The sequence below is a fragment of the Arcicella sp. GW821-FHT09D11 genome (genome assembly GCF_059416265.1).
In genome coordinates, this window is the sequence record NZ_JBWKOV010000002.1 from 1173389 (window position 1) to 1197715 (window position 24327).

Annotated in this window: 13 protein-coding genes; 11 read left to right on the forward strand and 2 right to left on the reverse strand. The window is 37.5% G+C overall.

Translation table 11 applies throughout. The annotated features are described in order from the left end of the window. Window positions 1–11: 11 nt before the first annotated feature. The 5 genes from AC07N0_RS10040 to AC07N0_RS10060 all read left to right on the forward strand — a co-directional run bounded on the left by AC07N0_RS10040 (window position 12) and on the right by AC07N0_RS10060 (window position 6049). Window positions 12–1148 (forward strand): DUF4249 domain-containing protein, encoded by a 1137-nt coding sequence (locus AC07N0_RS10040; protein ID WP_494589061.1) that lies wholly within the window; start codon window positions 12–14, stop codon window positions 1146–1148. A gap of 138 nt (window positions 1149–1286) precedes the next feature. Further along, window positions 1287–2351, forward strand: a complete 1065-nt coding sequence (hemH, locus tag AC07N0_RS10045) for a ferrochelatase (RefSeq protein ID WP_494589062.1) — start codon at window positions 1287–1289, stop codon at window positions 2349–2351. Between the two features lie 515 nt (window positions 2352–2866). Continuing rightward, complete coding sequence (locus tag AC07N0_RS10050) at window positions 2867–3760, forward strand: EamA/RhaT family transporter (protein ID WP_494589063.1); 894 nt, start codon at window positions 2867–2869, stop codon at window positions 3758–3760. Between the two features lie 165 nt (window positions 3761–3925). Beyond that, window positions 3926–5398 (forward strand): M28 family metallopeptidase, encoded by a 1473-nt coding sequence (locus tag AC07N0_RS10055; protein WP_494589064.1) that lies wholly within the window; start codon window positions 3926–3928, stop codon window positions 5396–5398. Between the two features lie 39 nt (window positions 5399–5437). Beyond that, entirely contained in the window at window positions 5438–6049 is a 612-nt protein-coding gene (locus tag AC07N0_RS10060) for a hypothetical protein (RefSeq protein WP_494589065.1), read from the forward strand. 319 nt (window positions 6050–6368) lie between these two features. Here AC07N0_RS10060 and AC07N0_RS10065 read toward each other — a convergent pair whose 3' ends face one another. Both AC07N0_RS10065 and AC07N0_RS10070 read right to left on the reverse strand, forming a co-directional pair. Next, window positions 6369–9623 (reverse strand): TonB-dependent receptor, encoded by a 3255-nt coding sequence (locus AC07N0_RS10065; protein WP_494589066.1) that lies wholly within the window; start codon window positions 9621–9623, stop codon window positions 6369–6371. 80 nt (window positions 9624–9703) lie between these two features. Further along, window positions 9704–10051 (reverse strand): hypothetical protein, encoded by a 348-nt coding sequence (locus tag AC07N0_RS10070; RefSeq protein ID WP_494589067.1) that lies wholly within the window; start codon window positions 10049–10051, stop codon window positions 9704–9706. 888 nt (window positions 10052–10939) lie between these two features. Here AC07N0_RS10070 and AC07N0_RS10075 point away from each other — a divergent pair. The 6 genes from AC07N0_RS10075 to AC07N0_RS10100 all read left to right on the forward strand — a co-directional run bounded on the left by AC07N0_RS10075 (window position 10940) and on the right by AC07N0_RS10100 (window position 24322). Then, complete coding sequence (locus tag AC07N0_RS10075) at window positions 10940–14434, forward strand: amidohydrolase family protein (RefSeq protein ID WP_494589068.1); 3495 nt, start codon at window positions 10940–10942, stop codon at window positions 14432–14434. 300 nt (window positions 14435–14734) lie between these two features. Next, window positions 14735–16411, forward strand: a complete 1677-nt coding sequence (locus AC07N0_RS10080; RefSeq protein ID WP_494589069.1) for an alpha-amylase family protein — start codon at window positions 14735–14737, stop codon at window positions 16409–16411. Window positions 16412–17001: 590 nt separating this feature from the next. Beyond that, a complete protein-coding gene (locus tag AC07N0_RS10085) occupies window positions 17002–17610 on the forward strand; it encodes an RNA polymerase sigma factor (RefSeq protein ID WP_494589070.1) in 609 nt (202 codons plus the stop codon). A gap of 116 nt (window positions 17611–17726) precedes the next feature. Then, window positions 17727–18821: a FecR family protein gene (locus tag AC07N0_RS10090; RefSeq protein ID WP_494589071.1), complete on the forward strand. Its 1095-nt coding sequence runs from the start codon at window positions 17727–17729 to the stop codon at window positions 18819–18821. 471 nt (window positions 18822–19292) lie between these two features. Further along, on the forward strand, window positions 19293–22649 hold the full coding sequence (locus AC07N0_RS10095; protein WP_494589072.1) for a TonB-dependent receptor: 3357 nt from the start codon (window positions 19293–19295) through the stop codon (window positions 22647–22649). 38 nt (window positions 22650–22687) lie between these two features. Further along, window positions 22688–24322, forward strand: coding sequence for a RagB/SusD family nutrient uptake outer membrane protein (locus AC07N0_RS10100; protein ID WP_494589073.1), 1635 nt, complete (start codon window positions 22688–22690; stop codon window positions 24320–24322). Window positions 24323–24327 lie beyond the last annotated feature (5 nt).

A 24327-nucleotide genomic window follows, 5' to 3' on the forward strand; every position in this document is an offset into this window, starting at 1 on the left:
AATATATTATCATGAAAACTAAATTTCCAATATTTTCCTTACTTTTCTGTATACTGGTAGCCTCGTGTATTACCCCAATTACAGACTTTGTACAAGTATCTTCAAAAAGCTTTCTTACGATAGAGGCTACCCTGACAGACCAACCCGGCCCACATAAAGTGCATTTATATATGTCTTCAGATAAAATTTCGGGAGGATATTTTTTGCCAGTATTAAAAGCCAAGGTTTATTTAACAGATGAAAAAGGTGTTGTTGAAAACTTAACAGACCCTAAATCTACAGGTTATTACCAGACTTCCGATGGATATACTGGACGTGTGGGTGGAACGTATACCTTATCTATCGAAACGTTAGATGGTAAAAAGTATGTTTCTGCGGCTGAAACGATGAGACCAGTTCCAGAAATAGAAAATGTGATTACTAAATTTGACGTACAAGACAATTATGCCAAAGGAGACCCTCGTCGTGGAGGTTTTAATATCTATGCAGATTTTCAAGACTTCCCTACTACAGGAGATAACTATCAATGGTATTGGAAACATTATGAACGTGCTTTTATTTGCGAGACTTGTCCGAATGGCTACTATGATTTTACCAAGAATACCTGTACTTTCCCTAAAGTACCAACAGACGTAATTTTGAATTATAAATGTGATGGAGATTGTTGGAACATAACCTTTTCTAATGAGCTGAATGTTTTTTCAGATTCGTATTTGAATGGACAAAGGATTACAGGAAGAAAGGTAGCCCGCATACCTTTTGATGATATTAGCCCCTACTATCTTCATTTTGAACAGCGTTCTATCACCAAAAATACATATAACTATTATCAAAGTCTGGTAGCACAAACACAAAATAGTGGTACTTTATTTGATGTGCCTGCCGAAACACGATTTAGTTATAATATCAAATCAACAACCAATACTAGCGAAAAGATACTCGGTATTTTTGATGTACACTCATTGAAGAAAAAGATATTTTATATAGACCGTTCCGTAGGAGTTCCAGCAGGAGAAGCTCCTGTTCCTGTAAGGATTGTCGGTGATATATTTGCATGCCCTGCGGGTTCTGCCAATTGTAAAGAGTACGTTCAGTGTGCTGATGGTTTATACAGAACGCCATTTAAGCCAGTAGGTTGGAAAAATTAATTAGAAAGTTTCTCGAAAATAAATCCATAAAAGAGCGGAAGAAATATTAAAATCGAACAAATTTGCATTTTAGATTTTGTCTTCAAACAATCTCGTGAGCGAAGAGTTACGTAAATAAGAGAAATTTAATTTATAAAAATGCAAGTACAAGAACCATACACGTTGTCTGATAAATCGTTGACAGCAAAGCTTAAAACAGGGGTATTAATCGTTAATTTAGGTACTCCAGATTCCCCCAATACACCAGATGTACGTAAATATTTACGGGAGTTTTTGATGGATGGACGGGTAATAGATATCCCTTACGCTTTCAGATGGATGTTGATAAACCTTATCATCGCACCCTTTAGAGCACCAAAATCTGCGAAAGTATATAAAGAGCTTTGGACTGATAGAGGTTCGCCATTAAAGTTTTATGGGGAGGACATCGAGAAAATGCTTCAAGTGCAGTTAGGAGAAGATTATGACGTGAAATTGGCCATGCGTTATCAAAACCCTAGTATGGATGTTGCCTTGGAACAATTCAAGAAATCGGGCTATAAAAAAATAGTTGTTGTTCCGTTTTTCCCACAATACGCTTCGGCAAGTACGGGTTCTGTGTATGAAAAAACGATGAGCATCGTGAAAGATTGGCAGATTATTCCTGAAATAAGCTTTGTCAATACTTTTTATGATCATCCAAAGTTTATTGAATATTTTGCTAATGCAGCGCGTAATTATATGGCAAAACATGACTATGATTACTTTATGTTTAGTTATCACGGACTGCCACAAAGCCAAATTAAGAAAGGAGATTGTACGGGTAATACTTGTAAGTTTGGGTCTTGTTGCGATACCATCCATTCAATGAACCAATATTGCTATCGTGCGCAGTGTCATGAAACGACTCGCTTGTTAGTAAAAGAATTAGGCTTGAAAGAAGACACATATACGACTACTTTCCAGTCGAGGTTAGGAAGCGACCCTTGGGTAAAACCTTATACAGACGTAGTTATCAAAGAATTAGCCGCCCAAGGCAAAAAGAACATCTTGGTATTCTCGCCAGCTTTTGTGGCGGATTGCTTAGAAACAACTATCGAGATTGGAGAAGAATACCGCGAAATGTTTGAAAGCTTTGGCGGACAACATTGGCAATTGGTAGAAAGCTTGAATAACTCGCCAATGTGGGTAGATTTATTGGAGGACTTGATTAAGAAAGCGTGATAGAGCTGTGAGCTTTAAGCTTTGAGTAATGAGCTTTTTTCGTTTTTTTGCTCTTTTTAGTGTTTTTTCGCCCTTGTTGGTGTCTTCACCAACAACTCGTGCGACAGCAACACTCCAGCCCAATAGTTAGTTTTTGCTACAATTGTTAGAGGTGCATTGCTGTCGCACCCCCTTGTTGGTGAAGACACCAACAAGGGCTTAAACCGAGCTTTGGTCGCCTCATGTCACAGCCTGAATACGTGAGTGAAGTTCTTATCCCTAGCGAGGGACTTAAGTCCCTCGCTAGGGATATATTTATATACTTGTGGGTAATCAGTAGGACTTAAGTCGCACCCTAAGAGAAAGATGACATTGCCCCCCTCAAGGCTCACAACTCATCACTTACACCTCATAGCTCAATTAAATTCGAGAATATTTGTTTAAGCTTTTGAATGGATATTCTTACATTTGGGTAATTACCTGTTTTCAAACCTAAACAGTTTAATAAATCCCAAAATATTTAATCATCATCAGCTATGATACATTTGCTACTTAGTATAATCTTCTCGGTTTTATTATTGATTAACTTCCGTTTGCATCCTCGTTTTGGCATCAATACTTTTCAAACCATCATTTTCAATTATCCAGTTTGCATCATTACAGGCTTATTGTTTTTGCCAGAAAATCAGCACCTTAACTTAGATTTATCCGAAACCTCCACCATTTTAGCCATGTTATTAGGCGTTGGCTTTGTGATTACCTTTATGCTTTCGGGTATCTCTACTCAGCGAATCGGGATGGCTACTACTTCATTAGCAAATAATATGTCATTGGTAGTACCCGTGATTTTCAGCTTAGTAATCCTGAAAACGAGTACCAGTTTTGATGCCTTTAATTATCTGGGATTAGTACTAGCCGTCATAGCAGTAGCGTTGAGTACCTTTAAAAAAGATGAAGGGGGCAATCAAAACAAGCAACAAACAGCAGATTGGTTGTTACCCATTGCAGTATTTACGATGTACGGCATTACGAATACGACCTTTAATTACCTCAATGCCAAATACGTTACTGCCGCAGGTACTACTATTCCTTTTACATTAACAATCTTGGTAGGCTCTGTCGTGATTGGGGGAATTGTGTTGATTATCAGAATGATACAAGGTAAAGAAAAACTAGAAGTCAAGAGCCTGTTAGCGGCAATTCCATTAGGCATTCCTAATTTCCTATCGTTTTATTATTTACTCAAAGCCCTTGATGCTTATCAGAACAATGGTGCTTTTGTATTACCCATCTATAATATTGGTGTCATTGTAGGGTCGGCACTGGTCGCTTTTATTTTCTTTCAAGAGAAATTCACTTTGCTCAATAAAATCGGCTTGCTGTTGGCGGTAATCGCCATTGGGTTGATTTCGTATCAGAGTTTATTTTAAGCCAATTCAAAATAATTCATTAATTAGTTATTAGTAAATAGTGATTGGTGAACGGTCTATCGTTGCGATAATGTTTTAAGTTGTTAGTTATCAGTTGTTTGTGATAAATGAAAGCGATGCTTAAATTGTAATACTTACTTAACAAAACTTAGCCATAAATAGAAAATGAAAAAAAGTAATTTACTGTTCTTGTTCCTGCTTGTGACAAACACAGTGTTGGCACAACTGAATAATCCTCCAGCGTTGAACGCCATAACGATACAGGATTTGAAAAAAGATTTATATGCCTTTGCAGATGCCCATTTTAATGGTCGTTCTGCTGGAACGTTGGATGAACTAAAGGCTTCTATTTGGTTGGCTGATCAATACAGAGCTATTGGATTAAAACCAGCAGGTGATGATGGCACTTATTTTCAGTACTTTACCTTATGGCGAAATCATATTGCAGATAATTCTAGTGTCGTGATTAATAATACCTCTTTCTCGCTTTGGAAAGACGTTGCTGTGGCACAGATGGCTAATATTTCGTTAAATGCACCCATTATGTATTTAGGGAATGCATTGGATATTGATACTAGTAAAGTAGATGTAAAAGGCAAAGTAATAGCCATTGAGGCCAATGCGAAGGGCATTAATTTGAATGTGTCGTTACCAACTTGGCGATACAACCGATATATTTTCACGAAGTATGGCTTGCCTTTGATAAAAAAAGGAGCAGTAGCCATCATTTTTATTGCAGACGACGTAGCTGAAAATGCGTGGGAAGATGCCGCTGAAAACTTTAAAAGAGGTACGTATGACATAGACGGAGGCGTGAATGAAAATATTACGACTACCTTGCCTGTTTTGTGGTTTCATGCCAGTGCGAAAGCATTATTACAACAAAATACTGCTACAATTAAAGCCAACTTGATAGTCGCTAAATATCCATATCCATCAGTAAATGTAGTTGGTAAAATTGATGGAACAGACGCAAAGTTAAAAGCAGAGTACCTGTTATATAGTGGACATACCGATGCACATGGTATTAGAAATGAAATCAAAAATGATTCTATCTATTATGGTGCCGATGACAACGGTAGTGTAGATGTAGCAATGCTTGCTAATGCCAGAGCATTTATTAAAAAGCCTGCCAAACGGTCTGTGATTTTTGTGATTCATGGGGCAGAAGAAAGAGGTTTATTAGGGTCGAGGTATTTTTCGTCACACCCTACTGTTCCTATTAAGAATATTGTAGCGGTATTGAATGGAGATATGATTGGAAGAAATACCATTGATAGTGCTGCCATTTTAGGCATGAAACCTCCTCACAGAAATTCCCTTGATTTGGTAACGATGGCACTTGATGCGAATAAAGAAGGCACTAAGTTTAAATTAGATGATACTTGGGACGACGTAACGCACGTAGAAGGTTGGTATTTTAGGAGTGACCATCTACCGTATGCAAGACTAGGCATTCCTGCTATCATGTACACCAGTCTTTTGCACCCAGACTATCACACGCCACAAGATAATGCAGAGAGCATCAACTATCCGAAGCTTAAAAAAATGGCTGATTGGATGTACCGAACAGGGTGGAAGGTATCCAATGCAACCAACAGACCAGCCACGGATAAGGGGTTTAAATTAGAGAGATAAGATTACTCATGACATGACTTGAAGTCATGCCATAAGTGAATGTACATATTACCTGCAATGGAAGAAAATAACAAAAGATATATTGAATCAAAGGACGTCAGATGGACATACAAACATGAATATCTCGTTCATTGTCCCAAGTGTTTGCATGAAGCGTTAGTGATAGGTCGATTTACTAATAGGAGTAAATTGATTTGCAGTAGCTGTAAATTTACTGAAGATGCGAAAGAGCTTGTGAGATACAATGCTAGAGTAAATCGAAATTGTGATAATTGTGGGAAGTCAATAGATATTACTATTCCTAATAATAAAGAAAAAGTAGAAGAATTAACCATTCCTTGTCAACATTGTGGAATAGTGCGAACTTATAAACCACGAAATGATGATTATAGATTATTTTATAAAAACTCATTAGAAGGAGACCCCGTTTTTAACCTTCCTTTATGGTTTCAATGTGAGATAAGAGGGAATTTATTTTGGGCTTATAATAGGTCGCACCTGTTAGAGATAAAAAACTACGTTGCATCAAAATTAAGAGAAAGACAAAATATGACACATACTACAATGGTAGAACGCCTTCCTAATTTCATTAAGGATGCCAAAAATAGAGATACCATCCTTAAAGCAATTGATAAGTTATTGAAAAAATAGTAAACCATCTAATTGAATCTCGCTCCTCGAAGTCTCTGACTTTGTGGTACAGATAAACGACAATCTATGATTGTCCAAGCTATTTATTAGAAGAATGCAACGAAGTCGATATGTTGCTTTTTTGGATTAACATCCTTTTTATCTATACTTCGAGATGTCCTTCGAAACATCTCGAAGAGCAGGATTTATTCCTAGCGAGGGACTTAAGTCCCTCGCTAGGAATAAATAATTTAGAAGAGTGATTGCAACCAAAAAAAAGTTCGAAGTGAAGCACTTCGAACTTTCCACAATACCAATATGATGTTTTTAATTCAAATGCTTAGAAACTATATCTTAATCCGAATTGAGCTTGGTATCTTGATGCCAATTGGTCAATTGAATATGGCGTACTTGGCTGAATAAAGTTATAAGTAGGGTCAGCGCTTGTTCCTGAATTCTTACGTACTAAACCAAGACTTGCTGTCGAGTTGAAAGTATTTGATACAAAATAAACTCTACCCCATTCCCTATTCAATAAGTTCGTAAAGTTGATAATATCTAATGAAATCTGAATAGTATGCGCTTTCTTGCCAACGTTTACAGCAATATCATGCATCAATCTGATGTCTGCCGTTGTGTTCCAAGGCGTACGTCCACCGTTACGTTCAGTAAAATCTCCTTTTCTTGTGCTTAGGTACGAATTGCTATTTACAAAGTCCATAAACTGTTGTCCTTGTTGAGCGGCTGTTACTGTATTACCGTTAGCATCCTTGTAGTCAACCATGTATTTTGTAGCCTCAGCAGCATCTTTGAACACATAAGCTAAACCAGCAGCTTGTGGTGTGTTAGCAAGCGTTGAGTTGACAAATCCCCATGTGAATGGATTACCAGATTGAGCAATGATTACACCCGATACCGTTGTCGCATGGCGTGGATTCCATTGTTTTCTATAACCTATTGTAGCTACAATTCTATTTCTAATATCGAAGTTTGAATAACTTAATTTAGGATCGTTCGGTGTTAAAGATTGATTTAACTGCCAGTTAGATTCCATCGAGTTACGGATACCGTTCGTAATATCTTTCGACTGTCCGTACGTATATGCTACCGAGAAGTTCAAGCCAAAAGGATATGTTTTAGCAAGTTGTGCTGTTAAGCTATATCTATACCCTTGCGAAGTGTTAGATAACATATAGGCATTAGAGAAACCAGTATTGATTTTCTGACCAGTAGCACCGCCTGACAAATAGATTGGCATTTGGTGTTGAGTATCATAGCTGAAATACCTAACAGAGTCTTTCAAGTTAACTTGTTGGAATTTCAAGTCGTTGATAACCTTTGTATAGATACCTTCCAAGGTCAATTTATAGCCATTAGTCGTATAGTCAACCGCAAAGCTACTTCTCCATACCTGTGGCATTTTAAAATTGTTGCTTACAGCATCTACTTGTGTTTGGTTTCCTTGTCCGTTATTGAAAGCAAACGTTTTCGCACCGTCTTTCAATACATCTCCGTTTACGCCTGCTTTGGTAGCAAGGTTGTTAACATCAAATGAACCGTAACCAACGCCATCGTTATAGAAAGCATAGCCTAACCAAGCAAATGGAATTTTACCAGTGAAAATACCAGTACCTCCTCTTAACACCACCGATTTATCACCGTTTACATCATAGTTAAAGCCAATTCTTGGTGAAACCAATACTTGTCCGAAGATTTTGTTGTCAATCTTAGCCAATGGCGTAGCAGTATACGTTGTACCAGCATTTGGGTCTATTGGTGTTGATTTAGTGGCAGTACTGATTGATGGTGAATCTGTAGAAGCTAAATCAAAACGAATACCTGGTGATACTTTTAATTTATCCGTTACTTGAATTTCATCTTGTGCGTATATACTATACATACCTACGCTAAATTTGGCATAAGGATTGTTGAAGTTATAGTCGCGGTCGTTGTTAGTGAAGTTGTATGAACCACGTACACGGTTTACTTTTCCAGCAAAGAATTCATCTAATGTTCTGTAAGCAATTCTACCATTCCAAGAGTTTACAAAACCGTAATTGATGTTATAAATCTCGTTGTGTGTACCTACCAAGAAAGTATGCTTGCCTTTGAACCAAGTAAAGTTATCAGTGAATTCAAATGTTTTTTGTTTCATGTTGAATACAGTAGCCTCACGGTCGTTACCAAAGAAGATGGTTCCACCATTGTATGAAATCTCTGTTTGAGGCATCGAAACATTACCACTTAGTGGTTGTCTGTAATCGTGAATATCAGAATAACCTACTATCAAACTGTTAGAAGCATTACCAAACCTACTTTTCAATTCTGCCACTGTAGAGCTTTGCGTGTTGATTTGCTTAAAGTCCATGCTTCCAAAACGGAAGTTGGCAGCGTCACGTTCTAGGTTACTTGCTTCAGACGTAATGTAGTTATTACGGATAGATAATTGATGTTTCTCTGAAATGTTCCAATCTAAACGGTTAAAGAATTTATTGCTGTTTGAATAAATGTTGTAGTTGTTGGCTTCGCCTACATCAAACCCGTAATTAGTTTTTACAAAGTCTGTAATTTTCTGAGCAGTCGCTGCATCAATCAATGATAATTGCTTTCCACTAGCATCTGTATAGCCTGCGCCATAGAAAAGAGGCTCTTGGCGACGCGTAATTTCTTCGTTAGTAAAGAAGAACAATTTGTTTTTGATAAGGGGCAAGCCTACTCTGAAACCTGTTTGGTAGTCATGGTAGCTACTTGGTATTTTAGCACCATCGCCAGCATTGTTTGGGCCAGTGATACTTGCATTTCTACCAAAACCATATACCGAACCTGATACATCGTTTGTACCGCTACGGGTGACAGCATTGATAGAACCTCCTGTAAAGTTCCCGATTTTTACATCGTAAGGAGCAATGTAAACTTGAATATCCTGAATAGCATCTAGGGAAATAGGGTTGGTACGTGTACTACTCCCCGGCATTCCTGATGAGCCCCCCTGTCCGCCTAAAGATGGGCTAAAGCCAATGGCGTCGTTGTTGATAGTACCATCTATCGTCACGTTGTTATAACGGAAGTTGGTACCAGCAAACGAATTGTTTGAACTTTGCGGAGTAAGGCGTGTCATATCTGTGATACTTCTGCTTAAAGTAGGTAACGATTTAATCTGAGCTTCGCCCAAATTGATACCTGCACCAAGCTTGGTACCGCCTTTTTCTCCTTTTACAACGACCTCGCTTAGCGTGGTAGTTTCTTCTTGGATAACAAAGTCGATATTAGACGTAGAGCCAAGGTTTAACATCAAGCCTTCTAATACTTTAGGGCTATATCCTACAAAAGTAACCACTACTTTATAAGGCCCCCCTGGGTTCATGTTACCAATGGCATAATGTCCATCAGTACTTGATGTAACACCATATTTAGCTCCAGTTGGCAAGAAAGTGGCAATTACTGTTGCGCCAGGAATCTCTGCACCTGTTTTGTCTTTTACTCTTCCTGAGATAGAAGAAGTAGTGATTTGAGCAAAAGCCTGTACTCCAGCAAAGAGTATAGCCATGATACTTAGCAGTCTGAATGACTGTTGGAAAGTAAGGAATTTTTTCATTACGTTGAAATTTATGAAATAATTAATGGCGTTGCATATAGAATATATGCACTAAGGATTGGTAAGGAAATAAGAGGAATCTAAATTAAAATCTGTAATAGAAGAATAAATAAGCTAACTGTACTACTAAAATAGACAGTTGAATAATGAGAAAAATTAGCAATAATTGGGGCGTTAGTGATGCTGTTGAAGCTAGTATCAGCTAAAGTGTATAGCTGATCAATCTCTATTTGTGATTCATCATCAACTTCTTCATCAATATCAATTTCGAGGAGTTGATTTGATGCTTTTGCCGAAACACATTTACTTTCTTTATGCGTCTGGTTCTGATGAATAGACACCCCTGCATCATTTTTCGCATAGCCTTGAGAAACTTTGAGAAAACTGATACAAGCAAGAAAGAAAAATATGTACTTAATGTTTTTCATATTGATGCACAAAACTAGGCAGCCAATATTAAGAGGTCGTTCCCTGAATATTAAATTAATGTTAAATTGAAATTAACTTAACAGCGTTCTTCAACAGTGCGTGGTCATTCTATCATGGGTAGTACAGAGTATCCAAAATATTCTGACCCGCTGAAAGTAATAAAATTCGCATCAACGTATAATATAATCGTTATGTAAACAATTTTCAGTTTTCCCCAAAAAAGACTACATTTTTCCTATCAAAAAGAAACAAATTAGTGAAGTTCGTTTGTCAATAAATGGTGAAGGAAGTAAAGAGAAATGAGCGCTAAAAAGGAGTAGCTTTGCTTTAGTAGTTGCTTCTGCAGTGCTGTAGCATTTTTTACCACAGCACTGCAGAAGCAACTACTAAAGCAGAGCAGGAGCAAAGCTAGTATAATAAAACTATATAAAACTTAAGAAAACTATTAAAAACAATAACAACAACAGCAATGAAAAAAGTTGTTGTTATTTTGAAGAATTGATATTTAAGTTTTTAAAAATCAAAGATAAGCTGAGGGCATATTTTTTATAAAAAGTGAAAAAGCTTTTAAAAAAAGTCTTTTCGCTCTCCAAAAATCATGAGGAAAGATTTTGTTTTTTAAAGAAAAAACGCTATATTGCTTAAGAGTTTCGATGCCTGTTATCTCCTATGTCCCTGTTAAAATCAAAAAATCTTGCCCAGTTTTTTATCAATGGAAATGTTGAACGTTTTCTGATTGATTTTGTGTGCTGGATAAATACCGATAGCATAGCACTAAGTTATATCGTCTGTAAAGAGTGGGTGCGAAAAAACACCTCTCCAAAATATTTATCCTAAAAAATAATCATTATTTTAGCTTAACAATTCAACAACATTAAATCAACAAAATGAAAATCACTTTTCCACAAACTAATCCTAGAAACCTATTGATATGCCTAGCCGTCACTGTATTTGCGATGATAGGAATGGCTAACTCAATCACTAAAATGCCACTGTTGCACAATACTGCTGGCGATACCCTCAAAAAAGACACGACCAAGTATGTTGGTTACAAAGACTTACCCCTAAAGGCTACCCGTAAATTCAAACTCAATACCGACGAAGGTACATGGTTGTCACTAGATGTTAGTCCTGATGCTAAAAGCATCGTTTTCGACTTGATGGGTGACTTATACACCATGCCTTTTGCAGGTGGCAAGGCTACGAACATTACCAAAGGCTTGGCGTTTGATACCCATCCACGGTATAGTCCAGATGGCAAAAAACTGCTTTATATCTCTGATAAAAGTGGTTCTGATAATGTTTGGGTGATTGATTTTGAGAAAAAAGATACGGTACAAGTTACGAAAGACCGTGACCAAAACTTTGAAGCTGCAGAATGGACACCCGATGGTAATTATATCGTCTTTGCTAAAGGACGTATGAACGTACAACTTTGGATGGTGCACAAAGATGGTGGTGGAGGTGTTCAGTTAATCGACCAGCCAGCTAATTTAAAAACGATAGACCCTGCCGTAAGTCCCGACGGACGATACATCTATTTCTCGCAAAGAAGTGGTGCTTGGAACTACAATGCCATGATGCCACAGTACCAAATCGGCATGTACGACCGTGACAATGCTAAACGCACTACGATTACTTCCAGATATGGCTCGGCATTTTCTCCGACATTATCTAGTGATGGAAAATGGATGGTGTATGGTTCACGTTTTGAAGAAAAAACAGGCTTAGTATTAAGAAACTTGGAAAGTGGGGATGAAAAATGGTTGGCTTATCCAGTACAAAGAGACGAACAAGAATCTATTGCTACGATGGGTGTATTGCCTGCGATGTCTTTCACACCTGACAATCAAGCACTGATAGCATCTTACGGAGGTAAGATTTACAAGATTGCCATTAATGGCGGTACGCCAGTACAGATTCCGTTCACGGTAGATATGGAAGTGGAAATGGGACCAAGATTAGAATTTAAGTACCCAATTTCCGATACTACCCAAACCTTGATTTCCCAAATTCGTGATGCGGTGGCTTCGCCAGATGGGAAGAAACTAGCCTTCACGTCATTGAATCGTTTGTATGTGGCGGATTATCCAAATGGTACACCACGCAGAATCACAAATAATGAATTTACAGAAGCACAACCTGTGTGGTCGAATGATGGCAAGCAATTAGCTTTCATTACGTGGACGGCTCAAGGTGGAGACCTTTACAAAGTGAATGTAAGTGGTACAGCGAACTTGCAAAAACTAACGACTGTTTCAGCCTTGTACAGTCAACCCGTTTGGACGCCAAAAGATGATAAAATCGTATTTATTCGTACCCAAAAGAGAGCCTTCAAAGAATCGGTTGGCCCCGTTGCTCCGAGTTCAGAAGATGAAGTTTGTTGGATAGATGCCAAAGGAGGAGCCATTACGGTGATTGATAAAGCACAGGGACGAGGAGCGCCACATTTTGTTAAAAACGTCGATAGAATTTATTTGAGTGGAGGTGATGGTTCACTAATCTCTATTAAATGGGACGGTACTGATGAAAAAGTACATGCTAAAATTACAGGTATTACCACCTACGGCATGAGCATTGAAGGGGAAGAATATGTACACAACTGCATGATTTCGGAGAAAACAGCCGAGGCTATGGAAGTAAATAGGGCAACGAATGCTTCGCAAGTGATGATGTCGCCAGATGGTGAAAGGGCTTTGGCACAAGTAAACAATGATATTTATGTGATGACGATACCTAAAACGGGTAAGACCGTAAATATCTCTGTTTCTGACCCAGCTTCGTCACAATTCCCAGCACAAAAATTAACACAAATAGGAGGAGAGTTTCCTTCATGGTCTAGCGATGCTAAAAAAGTACATTGGTCGTTAGGACGTTATCATTTTGTGTTTGACTTAGACAAAGCCAAAGCTTTTGAAGACAGCGTGAAAACGGCTAAAAAAGCGTTAGAAAAAGCCAAGGCGGATTCGTTGCATAAAGTGAAAACTGATACGGTGAAAATCAAGGTAGATAATAAAGTAAAGGCGGATTCTGTTGCCAAAAAAGTAGCTGTTAAGAAAGCAGATGCAACGTATAAACCTGAGGAGGTAGAAATCAAGCTTTATTTCACACGCGATATACCTACAGGAAATGTATTGTTGAAAGGAGGGAGAATCATTACGATGAATGGTAATGAGGTCATAGAAAACGGAGACGTACTGATAGAAAACAACCGAATAAAAGCGGTAGGCAAAAGCGGAACGTTGAAAGGAGTGGGCAATGCCAAAGTAATTGATGTGAAGGGCAAAACCATCACCCCAGGGTTTGTTGATACTCATGCGCACATGTGGCCACAATGGGGTATTCAGAAAAACCAAGTATGGATTTATGCCACTAATTTGGCCTATGGCGTAACAACCACCCGTGACCCTCAAACGGCTACTACCGACGTATTTACGTATAGCGATATGGTGGATGCGGGTAAAATGGCAGGCCCAAGAATTTATTCAACTGGTCCAGGGGTTGGCTTCTGGTCGTATAATATTAAAGACTCGACAGGGGCGATTAATGCATTGAAACAGTATAGCAAATATTACAACACAAAATACATCAAAATGTATTTGACTGGTAATCGACAAACCCGTCAGTGGATTATCAAAGCGGCTAAAGACCAAAAGTTGATGCCTACGACGGAAGGTGGTTTGAACTATAAGCTGAACATGACTAATATGCTAGATGGATATCCTGGTCACGAACACGCTATTCCTGTGTATCCTTTGTATAACGATGTGGTGAAATCTATCGCTTTTTCTAAAATGGCAGTAACGCCTACTTTCTTAGTTGCTTACGGAGGACCGTTTGCAGAGATTTTTTATTTTGAAACCGAGAACCCGTACCACGACAAAAAGATGCAGTATTTTATGCCTTATGAAGAGTTGGCAGAAAAAACACGTAGGGTATCTGGCTGGTTTTTACCAGAAGAACATGTGTTCCAAAAACATGCAAAATCAATGAAATCGATGGTGGAAAATGGTTCGTTGGCAGGTATTGGTAGTCACGGAGAATTCCAAGGGTTGGGGTATCATTGGGAATTATGGTCGATGCAAAGCGGAGGGATGAAAAATCTTGATGCCTTAAAAGTTTCTACGATTTTAGGAGCAACAGCTTTGGGCTTAGACAAAGACCTTGGCAGTATCGAAAAAGGGAAATTAGCCGATTTATTAATCATGGATAAAAATCCTTTAGAAAATATTCGTAATTCAAATACCTTGAAAATGGTGATGAAAAACGGAAGAATCTATGATGCAAATACCTTGAATGAGATTTATCCAACACAGAACAAATTGGTAAGAAGTGAATACGAATTTGAAAAGCCTGCGGAGAATACGGGAATAAAAGAATAGTCAGTCGCTTGAAGCGAGCGACTGCGGGAATCGTTCGAAACGAATGACTGCGTATGAAAAATCCCTCTTATGAAAATAGGAGGGATTTTTGTTTTAGCGCATCCTTAAAACTGGATTAATGCCAGAAAAAATTTATTTATTCCAGAAAACAAACCTAGGGTTTACCCTAAGGTTTCTTATTTTAAGAAGAAGTAAATTTGTTGCACAATTTTGTTGCATTGATTTTTAGCCCTAAATATTAATCAGCAGATTGTCTTTACAAAACCAAAAAATTGATTCACTCTCATTTTTAAATTCTTTATGAACCGTAGAAATTTTATTCAAACTACAGGTTTGTCTCTGGCATCAGTCATTGTCAGTGATAGACTTTTTGCTACTACTGCTCCACCCACTAAACAACTTATCAATTTACCTGACGACGTATCGGCTATCATCAATGGACAAACTGTAAAACTTATTGGCAAGGGAAAACAAATGTGGACTTATCAAGGTACAGTAGTAACCTTAATCAATACACAAGACAGTATCAAGGTGGAAATTCAAGCACCCAAAGTAAGTTTAAGTGAAGTAACTTTATCTTGGGAAGTACCACAAAAAGATACCTCCGTTATCTTAAATGATCATTGGGAACGTACTTATGGTGATATTTCATGGCATAAACCTATCGCTACAGAAATATTACCTTGGTATTTTGTGGAGCATAACCATCAGCAAACGAATGGTTTTGGCGTAAAAACAGGAGCAAATTCCTTTTGTTTTTGGAAAGTATCAGGTACAAATCTGAGCTTAACGTTAGATACCCGCTCAGGAGGAGATGGCGTACAATTAGGAGATAGGAAATTATTAGCTGCCGAGATAGTCACTCTTAAAAGTAAGACTGGCGAAACGGCTTTTCAGGCTACTAGAAGATTTATGGGTGTAATGTGTGCCAAAGCACGAATGCCCAAAGAACCTGTTTATGGCATCAATGATTGGTACTTTAGCTATGGCAACAATTCTGATAAACTGATTTTAGCGCATACCGAATTGATGGCGCCGATGGCAGATGGTTTATCCAATCGTCCGTTTTCTGTAGTAGATGCTGGTTGGTTTATTGGTCCACCTTCTGCACCGAATGATTGTTGTTGGGGCGACCGTATGGATGTGCCAAATAGCAAATTTAAAGACATGGCGAGTCTGACTGACAACATCAGAAAGACAGGTATGCGTCCCGGTATCTGGACACGCCCACTTTGTGGCAGTGCAAGTGATGCCAAAAGCTTAGTATTACCTCTCATCAAAGGAAGAGAAATCAATAAGCCTGTACTAGACCCCAGTATTCCCGAAAATTTAGAAAGGATAAAAGGCTATTTTAAGTTGTATAAAAATTGGGGTTATGAAATGGTAAAATTCGATTTCACGACTTTTGACCTCTTTGGAAAATGGGGCTTTGAAATGCTGAAAGACGGCAAACTGACGGACTCAAACTGGCGAATGTATGATAATACTAAAACCAATGCAGAGATTATCAACACGCTTTATCAAACCATCAGAGAAGCCTCTGAGGAAACCTACATCATTGGCTGTAATACCATTAGTCATTTATCAGCAGGGCTTTTTGAATTGAACCGCATTGGCGATGATACCTCTGGCAAAGAATGGGATAGAACCCGCAAAATGGGTGTAAATACTTTGGCTTTCAGAGGGGTTCAACATGGCACTTTCTATGCAGCCGATAGCGATTGCGTAGGGTTGACCAATCAGGTATCTTGGGAGAAAAATAAGCAATGGATGGAATTAGTCGCCAAAAGTGGTACACCTTTATTTATTTCTGCACAGCCCGAAGCCACAGGGACAGCACAAAAAGCCTTTATCAAAGAAAGCTTTAAATGGGCATCGCAAAAATTACCAGTAGGTGAACCACTAGATTGGCAACAAAATGCTTTCCCTACAAAATGGAAGCTCAATGGGAAAATTGAGCATTTTAATTGGGATTAAAAATACCAACAAAGGTGAAATCAAATACTTATCCCTAGCGAGGGACTTAAGTCCTACTGATTACCCACATCTTTTAAAAAGTTGAAATGAAGAGGTAATTATTGATAAAATTGGTTCAAATAGGCTTAAATCGCCTTTCAAACCGAGTTTTGGTCGCCTCATGTCACAGCCTGACTATGGGAAACTTTTATTCCTAGCGAGGGACTTAAGTCCCTCGCTAGGAATAAAAGTTTACAACCGTGGTCTGTGGCACACAGAACACAATACTTAGCTTTTTTTGATTGATAAAATCATCAATATTTAGCTGTGTTCTGTGTGCCACAGACCACGGTTTGAGATTAATAAAAAAAACACCTAGTAAATAAAATTAATTTGATTGAAATAATAGTAGCTAGAGTCAAAGAGTCATACTTTTTGGCTCTATTTTTTAATGCTTGTCTAAAAATTATCTATTTTGACATTATTATATAAAAAAATGATAATTTTATCAGTATATTTTACTATTTATACCTTATTACTTGTGTCAACACGACACAATGAGTTTTATTAAATATATTCTTAGCGATAAGCATTAAAATCTTTCAATCCATTTGGCAATCAAGCCCCTACATAGCGATGATTTAGTACTTTGGCAAAGCTTTAAAAAAGGTGATAAAAAAGCCTTTGCCAAAATTTATCAACTATATGCCAAGCCTTTGTTAAACTATGGTATTACTCTTAAGATTTCCTCAAACCTTACCGTAGTAGAAGACTGTATCCAAGATATTTTTTTAGAGCTTTGGCAAAGCAAAGAGAATCTTTCTGATACCGATTCGATTAAGTTTTATTTGTTTCGCTCCCTCAAAAACAAATTGATGCGGACGGTAAAGTATGACTTCACTAAACATGCTGATGAAATAGAAGAGAATGTAGAAGCATTGTTTGAAGCATCTTTTGAGGGATTGATGATTGAAGAAGAAAATCAAAAAGAACAATTAGAAAGACTTGAAAAAGCCTTCGGACAATTATCGCAACGCCAGCGAGAAGTCATTAATTTAAAATTTTTCCATCAATTCTCGAATGCCCAAATCGCAGAAATGATGGAGCTTAATTATGCCTCTGTAGGCAATCTTATCCAAAAAGCCTTATACGCTTTACGCCAGTCTATTCACTTCCCTGCACATTTTCTGCTGTTTATTTTTAATTTTTTGATTAGATAAATCACTGATTTATTAGGACTTAACTTTTTTGTATAAATTAAATGTAAAAATTTATACAAAAAATAGGATATATTTTTGTTGTCCTTGTCATTCTATAATTAACTCACTCATATACTATGAATTACTCTGAATTCGATACCATAGATTTTGTCAAAGATGATTTTTTTTGTCGCTGGGTACAAAATCCTGATAAACATACGAATGAATTTTTTCAGGATTTTCTACAAGAGAATCCTGAAAAAGAAACCATGATAATGGAGGCGAAATCAATGATAAAAACGCTTGCCTCTATTCAAAATACCTCCATCGATGAAGATGCGTCTGTCGCCAAAATATGGCAGGGCGTAGAGTCAGAAATGGAGGTTTCAGAAACCCCGAATAATTGGGGAAGATACATTTGGCAATTGGCAGCATCTGTCATCCTATTAATTGGCGTAGGCTGGTGGATGAACTATCAAAAACAAGCAGACAACATATTTGATATTCCACAACTATCAGTCCGCAATGATGATACGGAGTTTGTCGAAAAAGAAAATACGACTGACCAACCTATGCATGTGATGATGACTGACGGGTCGGAAATAGTATTGGAAAAAAATGCAAGGATTAGGTATCCAAAAGTTTTTGAAGATGATAAAAGGGAAGTGTTTTTGGTAGGAGAAGCTTTTTTTGAAGTAACCAAAAATCCTAAAAGACCATTTTTGATTTACACCAAAAAATTAATTACCAAAGTGCTGGGTACAAGTTTTACCATTAAAGCAAACCCCGAAATAGAAGAGGAAAGAGTAGTGGTGAAAACAGGGAGGGTTTCGGTGGTTTCGCAATTAGAATCAAAAACGGTTGAAAAAGGCATTCATTTTTCAGAAGCAAACGGCATTGTGGTTACCCCAAATCAAGAGGCCATTTACTCATCATCCACCGCCAAATTGATGAAGAAAATAGTTACTACACCAACCATACTGACTACAGCCATACAAAAACAAGAATTTATCTATAAGAATGCCTCGCTTTCCAAGGTATTTACCGATTTAGAAAAGGCTTATGGCATTAAAATAATTTATGATGAAAACCTTTTTGAAGAATGCACCATCAACGGAAATCTATCAGATGAAACCATGTTTGATAAACTAAACAGTATTGCTAAAATTACAGGAATAGATTACCAAGTAGTTGATGCCCAGATTATTGTATCTGGAAAAGGATGTGATTGATAGCTTACTAATAGATAACTTGTTTAGGACTTTTAAATAACTAAGAAACAATTAGTTAATAATATTCATCTACTATTTTATTTAGAGATTCTATATTTTTTTACAATTAACTGTTTAATAATATTCGTGTGCTATTTTCTGAAATTCCACTGTTTGAGCGAAGCGAGTTTGGAATTTCTTGACTTTCTTTTGTTACTTTTCTTGTGTCAAGACAAGAAAAGTAAGGACTTTAAGATAAAAAGACTTGTTTTTTCTAACCAAATATTAGTAATTCTCTAACTCAAAAAATATCTCAATTATGAAAAAACGTATTACCAATTCCTCCTGAAAAAAAGAAAAGTCGATAAATGTTCTCAGCATTTATCGACTTGATACCATTCCCTTCTAGACGCGAATCAAACACTTCCTTAGGAAGAAGTGTTAGGGAATATTTTTGCCAATTTTTCCAAAACAACAAAAACAGTACAATTTATGAAAAAAAATCTATTAACGTTAGCAACGTTGCTATCCATTATGAAAATTTCAGCTGGACAGATATTAATTGCTATTGTCTTCACTACGTTATCGTATGCGAGTGAGGTAAGCGGACAAGATATACTGCAACAAAAGATAACTGTGCGTATCGAAGAAAAAGGATTGTCGGAAGCACTTTCAGCGTTGGAAAATGCTGCGAAAATCAATTTTTTCTATAGCCCAAAGAATATTAGTGCTAAACGAAAAATTAGCCTAGTGGCCAAGAATCGTGAATTAAGAGATGTCTTAAAAGAACTATTCACGCCACTAAGCATCAGTTATGAAATTCAGGGCGAACGTATTCTGTTGAAGAAGAGTAATGTCAGCATCGAAAAAAACGACCAAAGTCTTGAACCTCAATTGGAGATTCAAGAGCAAAATATAACAGGAACCGTAACCGACGAAAAAGGCGAGCCTTTAGTGGGAGTAAGCATTACGATAAAAGGAACAACCAGAGGAGGAGTAACGGATGATAAGGGCAAATTTAATATTAGTGTCCCCGACAATAATAGCATTTTGGTTTTCTCATTTATTGGGTATAAAAAACGAGAAGTATTAGTAGGGAAGACTTCCGATATGAAAGTTCAATTGGTTGTAGATCAATTAAATTTGGATGAAGTTGTCGTAGTAGGGTATGGTACTCAGAAAAAAGTAAATTTAACAGGCTCTGTTTCAACAGTTTCTGCAAAGGAAATTGCAGATAGACCCATCACACAATCATCCCAAGCTTTAGCAGGTTTAGCCACTGGCGTTTCAGTGTCGCAGGGTTCTGGACAGCCCGGTAATAATGGTGCTAGCATTACTATTAGAGGGATAGGTTCGTATGGTGCAGGGGGTGGACCTTTAATTTTGGTAGATGGTTTAGCAACTTCTATTAATGATGTTGACCCAAATAATATTAAGAGTGTTTCGGTTTTGAAAGATGCCGCTTCGGCTGCCATGTATGGTAGTAGGGCAGCCAACGGAGTAATATTGATTGAAACAAAGCGAGGAGAAAATGGAAAAATGCAGGTTAGTTACAATAGCTATGCTGGCTGGCAAAAACCTACTCAACTTCCTGATTTTGTTGAATCGTGGGAGTTTGCCAAACTTAGAAATGAAGCAAATGTGAATGCTGGTGCTGGTTTGTCTTATACGGATGCTGAAATTGAAAAATTTAGAAATGGGTCAGATCCAGACAATTATCCGAATGTCCCACATCTTAAAAACCTACTAACTTCTGGTAATGGCTTCCAGACCAACCATAATATAAGTTTTATGGGTGGCAATGATAAAACACGTTATTTATTATCGCTAGGGTATCTTCAACAAGATGGTATAGTAGCTAAAAATGGCTATTCAAAGTATAATTTTCTATTAAATACCGATAGCAAAATTAAAGATAACCTTACGTTAAAGGTAAGCCTATCAGGATATACTTCAGAAAACCATTCGCCCAGACACTACGAGGGAGGAATGAACCACATGATTAACTTTGCCGTGCGTGAAGCACCTATTTTTGCAGGGAAAAAATCTGATGGAACCTATGGATATCAAGACAATTACAGTCCAGAGGCTTGGATGTCTAGTGAATCTTTTTACAAAGGTACCAACAAATATTTTTTAGGTAGTACCGAAATTGCATGGGAGCTATTCAAAGGTTTTACGTTGAGTGGAAAGGTTGGGTATAACTATTGGAGTTACTATAATAAAGATTATGCCTCAGATTTTGTATTTAATGCTTTCAAGACGGTTGGGCCTAATAATTTAACCATATCAACAGGACAAGGACAGCAATTAACCCTTCAATCGCTTGCTACATATACCAAGCAAATCAATAAGCATTCCTTCACAGTATTAGGGGGTGTTTCTCAGGAACAATATGACGACCTAGGGATGTCGGCTTATCGAAAAGATTTTCCGACCAACACCTTGTATGAATTAAATGCAGGTTCGGCTACAGGGATGAGCAATTCGGGTTCAGCCTCAGCTTGGTCGATGCGTTCTTTTTTTAGTAGGGTTAATTATATCTACAACGACCGATATTTATTTGAAGCAAATATTCGCTCAGATGCTACCTCACGTTTCCCCGAAAAAGGTAGATGGGGCTATTTTCCTTCATTTTCAGCAGGTTGGATAATTTCTGAAGAAGATTTTTTGAAAAATGTACTTTGGATAGACAACCTAAAGGTAAGAGCTAGTTGGGGTAAATTAGGTAATCAGAATGTAGGTACATACCCTTATCAAAATATTGTTTCTCTTGGGCAGAACTATTCTATTGGCGGCGTATTGGTTTCTGGTGCTGCCAGTAGCAGACTTAGCAATGCAGATATTACTTGGGAAACCACCACTACCACTGATATTGGAATAGATGCAAGTTTATGGAAAGGTAAGCTAGATTTTACCTTAGGAGTCTTCAAAAAACAAACTTCGGGTGTGCTTTACAGCATAGCAAGTTCAGCTACTTTAGGGCTTAGTACCTCTCCAGTAAACATTGGTGGGGTAGAGAATACTGGTTTTGAGGCAAGTCTAAATTACCGAACAACCATTGGGAAATTTAAACTAGGAGTATCGCCAAATTTTACGATTGTCAATAACAAAGTAACAGAATTAGCCAATGGTCTCCAGCAAAATATCAGTGCCAATCTATTTGTAGGACAGCCGCTAGGAGTAACTTATGGTTATATAGCCGACGGGTTATTTAAAGATGCTAATGATGTGGCTACTTATCCAAAACAACCCTATTCAGCAGAGCCTGGTTTTATAAGATTCAAAGATATTAGTGGCCCTGATGGTGTGCCTGATGGCAAGGTAGATGCTACTTACGATAGAACTTTTATAGGCAATACCGTTCCTAAATATAATTTTGGACTTACCCTTACAGCCAATTACAAAGGATTTGATTTGTCAGTATTAATTCAAGGACTTGCAGGGTGGAAAAAGCAGATGAATAACTACCAAGCGTTTACTTTCTTTAATGGTGGGCAAATACAGAGATGGCAAGTAGAAAATCGTTGGACTATGGAAAACCCTAATCCAAATGCGCTGTATCCAAAGTTGACAAGCCTAAACGAGGGTAGTGGTATTATTCAATCATCTACTTACTGGAACAGAGATGCAAGTTTTGCAAGACTCAAAAACCTACAACTAGGCTATACTTTCAGTAATAAATTGATAGAACAAATGAAGATAAGTAGGCTCAGAATATATTTTAGTGGACAAAACCTCCTTTCAATTAATTCATATTACCAAGGTTGGGACCCTGAAATGGCACAAAACGGTGGATTCTATCCGCTCACAAGTGTTTATACCTTTGGTGTAAATGTATCATTCTAAATTATTCTGACATATTTTTTACTAAACAATTGAAAGACATGAAAATCAATAATATATATACCACATTGCCCCCTTTCAAAATAGGATTGCTCTTTTTACTTTTCTTTTCCATTTCAGCTTGTAAGAATGATTATTTTGATAAACAGCCACTTGATTCTATTTCTGATGGAACCTTCTGGAAAACAGAAAAGGATGCTAATCTGGCCTTAGTTGGATGTTACAACATTGGGGCAGGGTGGTCTGGTGAGGATTTTTGGAATGCACGTGCGGTGCTTTACCTTGATTTTATGGCTGGATTAGGTTCTGAAAAGGAGCTAATCCCAGATCATGTTACCGATGGTACATTGAATGCTTCGTATTGGGTAACAAGCAGTATTTGGTCAAATACGTATAGTAAAATTGCTAAATGCAATAATTTTTTAGACCATATAGATGCAATCTCTTTTGATCAAACTAAAAAGAATATACTAAAATCGGAAGTACGTACTATAAGGGCATATTCTTTGTTCAATCTGGCATTGTACTTTGGCGACATCCCTTTGCCTAAACATTTACTGACGGTAACAGAAGCTAATTCAATAACCAGAACTGCTAAAGCCGAAGTATGGACATTTGTTGAAAATGAATTAAAGGAAAGTGCTACAATGTTGCCAGCTACTCGTCCTAGTAGCGAAATGGGGCGTATTACCGCGGGTGCTGCTTTGGCGATTCTGGGTAGAGTACAAATGGCAGAAAAGAAATGGAGTGATGCAGCGGCAACGTATAAAAAAATCTTGGATAGCGGCGTTTATTCGATAGAACAGGGTGGTTTTAAAAAGTTGTTTATTCAAACAGGAGAAAGTAGCAATGAGATTATTTTGGCTTCACAATATCACGAGGATACTTATGGACACGTAATGTTGCAATATCTTTATCCTGAAAGTTACGGAGGCTGGCACCAGTTCTCTCCCTATAACGAATTAGTACAATCTTATGAATGTATTGATGGCAAAACGGTTGAGGAATCTCCCTTGTATAATCCGAATGCCCCATACGATAATCGTGACCCAAGGCTCGACCAAACAATAATGATATCCGACCGCACCGTATTTAAAGGGGTTAAGTATGTTTCAAGACCAGAATCTAATTCACCTGATAGAATGAGTAGATATAATTGGAGTGGCTATTGTATTAATAAATACATGGATTCTACGTTTGCAGGAAACTTGATGAACTATGGTGGTAACTTTACTTTGATTCGCTACGCGGAGGTACTATTGAGTTATCTTGAATCAAAAGTAGAAGCGGGAGATGCTATCAATCAAACATTATTAGATGCAACCATCAATAAGGTTAGGGGTAGAGCAACTGTTAATATGCCTCCAGTAACCGTTACAGACGCTAATTTATTAAGAACAATAATAAGAAGAGAACGTAAAGTAGAATTGGCATTTGAGGGTATTCATTATTACGATATACTGAGGTGGGGTACTGCTGCAACTGAGCTAAACCGACAGTTTACAGGGATGAAACTTACCAATTCACCAGCTACTTATAAAGATTATCCCGTAGATGCTCAGGGCTTTTTATTGTATCAAAAGAGGGCTTTTGTTGCTGGGAAAAATGAATTATGGCCAATTCCTCAATCTGAAAGAGACATTAATAAAGCCTTAACTCAAAATCCTGGGTATTAATTTTA